General features: G+C 50.9%; 11 protein-coding genes. 3 read left to right on the forward strand and 8 right to left on the reverse strand.

Going from position 1 to position 8,757, the window contains the following annotated elements:
* Position 1: 1 nt before the first annotated feature.
* Positions 2-1,525: a UxaA family hydrolase gene (locus PsAD37_RS27295; RefSeq protein WP_063298754.1), complete on the forward strand. Its 1,524-nt coding sequence runs from the start codon at positions 2-4 to the stop codon at positions 1,523-1,525.
* A gap of 8 nt (positions 1,526-1,533) precedes the next feature.
* Here PsAD37_RS27295 and PsAD37_RS27300 read toward each other — a convergent pair whose 3' ends face one another.
* On the reverse strand, positions 1,534-2,394 hold the full coding sequence (locus PsAD37_RS27300; RefSeq protein ID WP_063298755.1) for an AraC family transcriptional regulator: 861 nt from the start codon (positions 2,392-2,394) through the stop codon (positions 1,534-1,536).
* 117 nt (positions 2,395-2,511) lie between these two features.
* On the opposite strand from PsAD37_RS27300, the gene PsAD37_RS27305 reads away from it, so the two are divergent.
* Entirely contained in the window at positions 2,512-3,447 is a 936-nt protein-coding gene (locus PsAD37_RS27305; RefSeq protein ID WP_063298756.1) for a phytanoyl-CoA dioxygenase family protein, read from the forward strand.
* 61 nt (positions 3,448-3,508) lie between these two features.
* On the opposite strand, the gene PsAD37_RS27310 is transcribed toward PsAD37_RS27305, so the two are convergent.
* Positions 3,509-3,892 (reverse strand): VOC family protein, encoded by a 384-nt coding sequence (locus tag PsAD37_RS27310; protein ID WP_063298757.1) that lies wholly within the window; start codon positions 3,890-3,892, stop codon positions 3,509-3,511.
* A gap of 86 nt (positions 3,893-3,978) precedes the next feature.
* Here PsAD37_RS27310 and soxR point away from each other — a divergent pair, with 86 nt between their 5' ends.
* On the forward strand, positions 3,979-4,443 hold the full coding sequence (gene soxR, locus PsAD37_RS27315) for a redox-sensitive transcriptional activator SoxR (RefSeq protein WP_063298758.1): 465 nt from the start codon (positions 3,979-3,981) through the stop codon (positions 4,441-4,443).
* Positions 4,444-4,827: 384 nt separating this feature from the next.
* On the opposite strand, the gene PsAD37_RS27320 is transcribed toward soxR, so the two are convergent.
* From PsAD37_RS27320 to PsAD37_RS28495, 6 genes are all read right to left on the reverse strand, one after another.
* Positions 4,828-5,208: a hypothetical protein gene (locus PsAD37_RS27320; RefSeq protein WP_084408150.1), complete on the reverse strand. Its 381-nt coding sequence runs from the start codon at positions 5,206-5,208 to the stop codon at positions 4,828-4,830.
* Positions 5,198-5,488, reverse strand: a complete 291-nt coding sequence (locus PsAD37_RS27960) for a PAAR domain-containing protein (protein ID WP_063288927.1) — start codon at positions 5,486-5,488, stop codon at positions 5,198-5,200. The genes PsAD37_RS27320 and PsAD37_RS27960 overlap by 11 nt, the downstream gene beginning before the upstream one ends.
* 27 nt (positions 5,489-5,515) lie before the next feature.
* The gene (locus tag PsAD37_RS27325; protein ID WP_063298760.1) at positions 5,516-6,148 is read right to left on the reverse strand and encodes a hypothetical protein; all 633 of its coding nucleotides are present in this window, start codon (positions 6,146-6,148) and stop codon (positions 5,516-5,518) included.
* Positions 6,149-6,161: 13 nt separating this feature from the next.
* Positions 6,162-7,559 (reverse strand): hypothetical protein, encoded by a 1,398-nt coding sequence (locus tag PsAD37_RS27330; RefSeq protein ID WP_063298761.1) that lies wholly within the window; start codon positions 7,557-7,559, stop codon positions 6,162-6,164.
* A complete protein-coding gene (locus PsAD37_RS27335; protein WP_063298762.1) occupies positions 7,552-7,917 on the reverse strand; it encodes a hypothetical protein in 366 nt (121 codons plus the stop codon). The genes PsAD37_RS27330 and PsAD37_RS27335 overlap by 8 nt, the downstream gene beginning before the upstream one ends.
* Before the next feature lie 10 nt (positions 7,918-7,927).
* Positions 7,928-8,757: phage baseplate assembly protein V (locus tag PsAD37_RS28495; RefSeq protein ID WP_342633610.1), on the reverse strand; the 830-nt coding region annotated here is incomplete at its 5' end.

An 8,757-nucleotide genomic window follows, 5' to 3' on the forward strand; every position in this document is an offset into this window, starting at 1 on the left:
AATGTCGGCACCCATTCCAGCCAGCGTCAAACTTCAGCCAGCGGACAACGTCATCATCGCCACAAGAGCCTTGCAGCCGGGTGATAACGCAGGCAACCTTCAGGTCCTCGACAACATCTCCGCAGGCCACAAGATCGCCGAACATGACATCAAGCAGGGACAAGCCTTGATTAAATTCGGCCAGACCATCGGTTTCGCAACAACGGATATTCAGGCAGGCGCTCATGTGCACTCGCACAACATGGAGTTCTCTGACCCCGGCGTGCACCACAGCTTCTGCAAGGACTTCAAACCAACACAATACGCTGAGCACCCGGAAGAACGCACTTTCCTCGGCTATCACCGCGAAGATGGCAGCGTCGGCACCCGCAACTACATCGCCGTGCTCACCAGCGTAAACTGCTCCGCCACCGCAGCCCACCGCATCGCAGATGCCTTTAGCGACGAAGACCTGTTGCAGTTTGAGAACGTAGACGGGGTTGCCTCCTTCGCCCACGGCACAGGCTGCGGCATGGCAGGCGACAACGAAGGCTTCGCCAACTTGCAACGCGTCCTCTGGGGCTACGCCAAAAACCCAAATGTGGGCGGTGTTCTGCTGGTCGGCTTAGGTTGCGAAGTCAACCAGATCGACTTCCTGCTGGACGCCTACGGCCTCAAGCAATCACCAGTCTTCCAGTTCATGAACATTCAGGGCATGGGCGGCCTGCGCAAAACCATCGAAGCAGGCATTGAAAAAGTCAAAGCCATGCTGCCGGAGGTCAACAAGGCCTCCCGTCAACCGGCACCACTCTCCAAACTCATGGTCGGCTTGCAATGTGGCGGATCAGATGGCTGGTCCGGGGTCACCGCCAACCCTGCCCTCGGCTACGCCACAGACCTGCTTGTCAAATACGGCGGCACCTCGGTCCTTTCGGAAACCTCCGAGATCTACGGTGCTGAACACCTGCTCACCAGCCGCGCCGCCAACCAGAAGATCGCTGAGAAACTGGTGGAACGCGTCCGCTGGTGGGAGGACTACACCGCCCGCAACAACGGCACCATGGACAACAATCCCTCACCAGGCAACAAACGCGGCGGCCTGACAACTATCCTCGAAAAGTCGCTCGGCGCCGTCGCCAAAGGTGGCACCACAGCACTAGAAGGTGCTTACAAATACGGCGAACCAATCGAAACCAAAGGCTTCGTCTTCATGGACAGCCCCGGCTACGACCCAGCCTCTGTTACAGGCCAGATCGCCAGCGGCTGCAACCTGATCGTCTTCACCACGGGTCGCGGCTCCGCATTCGGCAGCAAACCATCACCCACAATCAAAGTCGCTAGCAACACACCACTCTTTGAGCATATGCCAGAGGACATGGACTTCAACGCAGGCTCCATCATCTCCGATGGCAGATCCATCGAAGAAGTCGGCACAGAGCTTTTCGAGCTGATGATCAAGGTGGCCTCAGGCGAACACAGCAAATCAGAAGCCCAGGGGCTAGGCGACTATGAGTTCGTCCCATGGCAGATCGGTGCGGTGATGTAACGGCGCAGCTACCCTCTGAATCTGGTACGGTATTCGCGCGGGGTCATACCTTTCACCGCGCGAAACTGCCTGTTGAAGTTGGCCAGTGCCGAGTACCCCACATTATGGGCAATCATTGAGACCGGTGCATCGCCACCAGAAAGCTGCGCACACGCATCACCAATCCGAATGCGTTTCAGATACTCCGAGATCGTCTGCCCCGTATGGCGCTGAAACAACCGATGTACTCCGGAAACACTCAGCGCAGCAGTCTCGGCTAACTCTTCCAGCGACAATACACGCGCATACTCGGAGTGGATAAGCGTCAACACCCTGTCGACGCGTTCATTGCCACCATCTGCACTGGAGAGCACCACAGGATCATGTGCCAGCTGCATGGCATATTCATCCTCTGAGAGATCAGCTAAAACCCTGAGGATGATAAACAAGCGCTCCAGTGGATCTTCCTCAAAGAAATTCTTGATCCTGGGCACCACGCGCCGCCGCGCCGCATCACTAAAGCTAAGCCCTGCCAACGCCCGCCGAAACAGCTTCTTCACTCCGGCCAGCTCAGACATTTCGCTGGTAATCCGCTCAATCCACTCCGGCTCAAACCAGATAACCAATGCAACATGGGGCTTACCCTCATCAGGTCGGCCCTGCGAAGCCCATGTATGCGGGAGGTTAGGCCCAAGCAGAACGAGGTCCCCATGACCATACTCTCCCACATGATCGCCCACATACCGCTGCCCTTCGGAGTTCAATGTCAGGGTCAACTCATACTCAGGATGGTGATGCCAGGAGAATGGAATGCCCTCATGAAGGCGACGGTTCATTACCTTGAATGAACCGTCTTCAGACTCCGGCACCTTCTCCAGATATGATCGCATTTCACCCTCTGAACCAACAAGACGCCAGAATAGTATCAGTATCTGCTAGTTTAGAACAACTCTCACTTGTCGGAGTGGCTAAACTTACAAGTTCATTGAAGGATCTGGGAGGACCAAATGGACGCTGAACTGCTTGCAGACAATCACTGGGGCTCGACCGCAACCGACACCCAGCTAAAAGACATCAAGAAGACCCTGCCACTTCGGGTCTTGTCAGAAGAAGACTGGCAACACTGGATCACCCGCGGCTACGTCATTGTGCGTCAGGCCGTTCCGCAGGAAAATGTAAAGAGACTGGTTGATCTACTATGGGAGTTCGATGAGAAAGACCCCAATGATCCGTCAACTTGGTACACCCCACAACGCCGCGCTCACAAAATGCAAGAACTGAACAACGCGGGTATGCTGGAAATCTATAATCACCAGTACCTGTGGGATAACCGCATGCAACAACGCGTCTACGATGCTTTCGTAGACATCTGGGACCGAGAGGACCTCTGGGTCAGCATTGACCGCGCAAACCTCAACCCACCCAGGAAAAACCGCGACGGTAAACCCGGCTTCATCCATTGGGACGTAGACACATCCCTGCACCCTCAACCAATCAGCGTTCAGGGCGTTCTCTCATTGGTCAAACAAGATGAAGAAACCGGCGGCTTCCAATGCATTCCAAAGCTCTTTGAAGAGTTCGAGGACTGGGTCAAAACTCAACCAGAAAACCGTGATCCAAAACACCCTGACTACTCTGGTTTTGAGATCGAAAACATTGAAATGGAGCCGGGCGATTTGATGATCTTCAACGCCCTCCTCGCCCATGGCATCCGCCCGAATAACTCAGAAGACAAAGTGCGCATCGCTCAATATGTCTCCATGTTCCCGTCTGAGCAGTCCAATGAAGACCTCCGGCAGGACCGCATCCACCAATGGCGCGATCTGGAACCACCTCAAAGAGCATCTTTCCCTGGCGATCCAAGAGACTGGGAAAAGAAGAATGCCAAGACAGCCGACCTGACGGAACTTGGTAAGAAGCTACTGGGATTGGAGCACTGGTAAAATAAAGAAAGACCAAAGCATTCATGGAAGCTTTGGTCTTCTTGCACCGGGGTTCGAGCAGTTATGCGTAGCTGACCACCTCAAATTCAATGCCATCATCATCGTCAAAGTAAAACCGACGGCCAGGCTCATAATCACCAGGATTACGGGTCTTGTACCCACCCGCCAAAACTTTCTTCTCAACGGCATCCAGGTCGCCAACAACCACACCTACATGGTTCAGACTGCCATGAGTGGCGTACGTGTCTTCTTTCGTGGCATTGGTGTTTCCAAAGGAGTAAACAGCAATATAGCTATCATCCGTTCCAACATGAACCGTAGTTCCCCCGGCACGCGCAGCACCCTGCCAACGAACATGCCAGTCAAACCAATCTGAAAGACGGCTTGCAGTTGCAATTGGGTCAGAAACGGTAATGTTTACGTGCTCTAAAAAACTCTTTGTCATCGCAATAGCCTTTCTTTTGACTTCTGATGACACCCTGTTTAGGAGTTCAAGTTAAGTTTAAGTCAAACACTATTTTTGAGAATTTTATGCAGCACTCAGATGTCATGACAATCGGTGAGTTAGCCGACCGCACCGGCCTCACCACTTCCGCCATTCGTTTCTATGAGACCAAAGGGATTGTTACCGCCAGTCGCAACTCTGGTGGTCAGCGCCGTTTTATGCGGGCCGACATCCGTCGTTTATCCTTTGCATTAGTCGCGCAGGAGTTTGGCTTCACCATCAAGGAAATTTCAGCCCAGCTTGGCACACTTCCGCCAGGCCGTGCTCCAAACAAAGCCGACTGGCAACGCTTGAGTCAGCAGTTCAAGATACATCTGAATGAGCGCATTGCACGCATGGAGAACCTGAGAGCGCAGTTGGAAGGCTGTATGGGATGCGGCTGCCTGTCTCTGGACAAATGCGAGCTCTACAACGCCGGAGACGCCGCCTCCAGCTACGGCCGCGGCCCCCGCTTCATCTATGGCGACAAGTCATTTAAAGATGAAGGCTAGGATGCGGTAACCGGAGTTGCCGTGTTTCAAAATTTAGACAACAAAAAACCCGTCATCGTGATGATAACGGGTTTGTATCTTTGGTTGCGGGGGTAAGATTTGAACTTACGACCTTCAGGTTATGAGCCTCTAATGTAGTAAGTTCTACTATAAGTTACTTTTCAATAACTTAGCCCACAAGCGACTGATACTGCTTAGCAACTCTCATAAAACTTTAATGAAGTATACGACATCAAAAGACGTTATGTACAGCTCAAACTACGTACAGCGGTTGACGTGGTGTTGACGCAGAACTTTTAGTTTCCGTCATCCCAACGCTTGAGCAGGACGTAAAGGTAATCAGGATACTCTTACGATACAAACTCAGGTGAAACGAGCATCGTCTTAATCGTAAGCCTTTGCCAGCTTTAATGCCCGCTTTTGACTATCACTGAGTTTTTCATCTTTAACTCCGTTTGACCATGCAACTTTGAAGACTTGATCGTTTGAACTCTGGCACCAGGACAATGCTGCCGCGCCAAGTGGTGTCCAGCCGATGCCGTCACACATCTGAGCCCATCTTTTTGCGGGGAATGCCTCCAGTCTCTTCAGAAGGCTTAGATCCGTCTCGTCAATCCGGCTCTGGTTTTCTTCGCCCCCCTCAACGCCTGCAGAGGCAATCCAGAGTGGTTCGCTGGCATGGAGGCCTTGCCATACATCCACTGGAGTTAGGCCTTCTCCCAAGTCGAATGCTCCCGGTTTTGGAGCGTCTTGATCAACCGCCAATTTCAACGTCTCCTGATCCAGCGGAAGCAGAGCCACCACACCCAACAGCATCGCCCACTCGACACACTGCACGGCCATTGACGAACACGGATCCAGATCCTGCGGACATGGAACGAGGATGAGGTGGACAATTGCCGCAACCATGCGGAATAACGCCGTCACCGACACGCACCACAGCAATAGCATTTACAAACACATCAGGGCTTCCGGCAGAGGAAGGCGTAGGCGGAAAACACCCATGACCCGCGGCAATATCGCCTTTTCTATAGGCAGCTGGCATCTAAACCTCAAAACAGCAAACTTAGACCTACCTGGTAGGGCTCAATAAAATGATTTCCCCTTCCATGAAGGCAACATTACCACCACCAACCCACAGTTTATAGAAAGGTGTATGGTCTACAGGGAAGCCCACGAGTTCTTGCATCAAATATCTTGTAATTTCGGGAGACATGGTAAGATGTAAAGTCGCCTCTTCTACTCCGTAGAATCTTTCATCTTGATCTAGGTAGTCTCCAAAATAATTTGACATCTCATCATTGATACCTAGCCATGGCAAACTTCGATCACCACGCAAATTATGATAAGTTTCATATTCTTCAACATACTTAATATTACTTATATTTACTTGAGATGCCAATTCAGATTCATTCTTTGCAAGTAAGAAATTTGCTATATTATCCCTATAACTTAACGCTAGATCATGTATCTCTTGCCTATCGAGTTTCTTCTCCTCATTTTGCACGAAGTACAATCCCGTAAAACTGCAATCAAGCCTCAATTTATTTGTTTTTTCTATTAGTCTAAGACTGTCTTTAAGCGCCTTAAATGCCTCTTCTGGCGACACAATGTCTGCAGTGTCTGTTAATAGTGCAGCAAAATCATCTGCATCAAAATGGCTAGAACCATTCAGATATTCTTTCCAATCTTCTAGCATTCCCATTTAATTATACCTTTTATCCGCCACCTGCTGTTGTTATCGCCTCTTTGAGTTTATCGGGAAAGCTATCAACTCCATTATCCAGCCAAGAATTTGCCCAATAACCTAATCGTCGCAGAAGTTCTTGCCTACTTTCTGCAGTCTCAATTATTTCATCAAGGGACTCATGCATTTTCTTGGAACCAACTCCAGAGCCACGCCCTCCTCCCTCTTTACTGTGACGCCAACGCTCGCCGGGTTGGCGAGTTGGATCTGGCCCCTCAGTGAGTTTAGTTGGAGAAGTCCAATCCATAACTTCCGCAGCACTAAAACCAAGCCGTTTTAGTTTTGGCAACTGAGAGCGCTTTAACCATTCATGCTTCTCCCCCCCGTTTAGCATTTGCCGTTTAATCGCTCTGTGATGCTTGGGAATAGCCCATAACTTATCTAACTCATCTGGACTTAATTCATCAAACCACTTTTCGAATCCTTTTGTAAGTGTCGGTACCTTACCATCTGGCAGAAGCTCCTCTATTGAGCGCGACTTTTTGTTTTTCTTGTCTTCTGCATCATTATCGTTTGATTGCTGTTCCCCACCACCCTTCGCTTCGGCAGCACCTTTGTCACGGTCCGGCGCGGTCGTGCCCTGATTATCTGACCCTAAGAGTTTTTTCTCTGCATCTGAAAGGTCAGTGGACGTGTCGATGTCACCAACACTTTTCTCAACAACCGCTGGTTTCGAAGGATCAAAACTGTCTTGTTTCAGAAAGTTCCGTTCACTGCGAACAAAGACCTTAACAAGGTTTGATCCAGGTTTTGCGACGCGCCCGACGAATTTGAGCGTCAAAGCCGCAACTCCCAGCCCTAACCCCACAAGGGCCAGCGCAATGCCTTCTTCAGTGACGGCATATCCAGCATCGACAGCTGCCTTGCATAGAGCAACCTTCCAGGTGCCGTTATCAATGGCAGTAATCGCATCTTGATAAATCGTCTTGAACGATGTCCAAAGGTTTTCAAAAAAAGCGTTGAAGCTTCCATGCATGACAGCTGTACGGTGGTCATAGGCTTGCCGGTAAGTGGCATAAGCCTTCTCTTCAGCCAGCTTTGCTGCACGCGCACGCGCTGTGTCACCCAATGCTGTTGCAAGCCCGTGTTCTGCGCGGGCTCGCTCATAGGCTCTGCGAGTATCTACTTCCGCATCTCGCGCTGAGCTTAAATTTGTCGGTAGTCCAAATTCTTCAATGGCCTGTCTGACAAGCGCACGCGCCTCTTCCTGCTCTTCAGGTGTGCCAGTAAGACAAGCAAGTAGGCCGATAAAGTGAATTGTGGCTGCGTATTCTTTGGCACGATCCGCCGCGTGACCGATACAGGATTGACCGTCAACATGCATGCCACCTGGCTGCGTGTCTGGAAGGTGGAAATCAGCGTCAGTCATTACTCTTCCCTCCAAAGAGGTTTAGAAAATGACTTGTGCCAATAGCTGGTGTAATTGTTGCATCCAGGACGGGGCGTGCGACCTTGCTTGCACCAACAACAGGGACGCTCAGTAATGAACTCACCATATCGGACTTCATCGCGACAAGAGCACTTTTATCACCTTCCTGGAGATCCATGGCCTTATCAATGAGGCCCAACACGATCCCATGTTGGGCTTTAGGATCAGGGTCGTAATCGAAGGGATCTTTCAGAGGTTTCCCACCAGCGTCTGCAAAAAACTTGCTCCGATACTGATCTCGCAACTTGCGACGTGTCGGTTCTTTGGCAACAAATTCACCATCATCATATCTGCGCATCTGACGCCCCTTAGTTCAGCTTGATTTTGCCGCCCTTCTGGACGATCTGCGAAGAACCATTGATGCTGATGTTAACGCCTTCGATTTTTATGTTGCCCGCTTCCTCCATGACGATTTTGGATTTGCCGCAGACAATCTCGAAGGTTTTGCCGACAACAATCGTCTTGTTCTGACCAACCTCTTCGTAGGCTCCCATGAGTACTGATTTGTTCTCAATGCCCCCAACGGACAACTGATAACCACCACCAACTGCCGTGGTTTTCGCTCCGCCGATGACTTCAGACGAAGAAACCATCACAGTCTCAGCTTTGTTTTTACCAACTGCGATAACCAGATTGCCTTCGCCCATGTTGAGGCCGAACTTGCCAAGGGTTCCGGCAATGCCGCCGATTTTCTTGCCGAGGGCTTTTTCTACGGATTTGAACTTCTCGGTAACAAACTGCTGTAGCTTGTTGGGGCCAACCATCAACGTCATATTGCCACCAATGACTTCGTGGTGGCTGTTGCCCACTTCAATGGATTTGTTGTGGCCGATGCTCTCTGACTGGTTCACATCGACACGCTTGGCGCGGTTGTTTTCGACGTGAATATCCTGGTCTTTTTGGGCATGGACATAGATCTGCTCCTGACCAGACTGATCCTCAAATGAGATCTCATTAAACCCATCCCCTTTATGACTATCGGACCTAATGACCATCTTGGTTTTGTGGTCTGGCAGGGTGTAGGGACTCTTGTTATTGTTGTGATACGTCCGCCCTGTGATGATGGGTTGGTCTGGGTCGCCTTCGAGGAAGTCTACGATGACTTCGTGACCGATGCGGGGGATGGCGATGTGGCCCC

It is taken from the genome of Pseudovibrio sp. Ad37, from assembly GCF_001623075.1.
GTDB lineage: Bacteria > Pseudomonadota > Alphaproteobacteria > Rhizobiales > Stappiaceae > Pseudovibrio.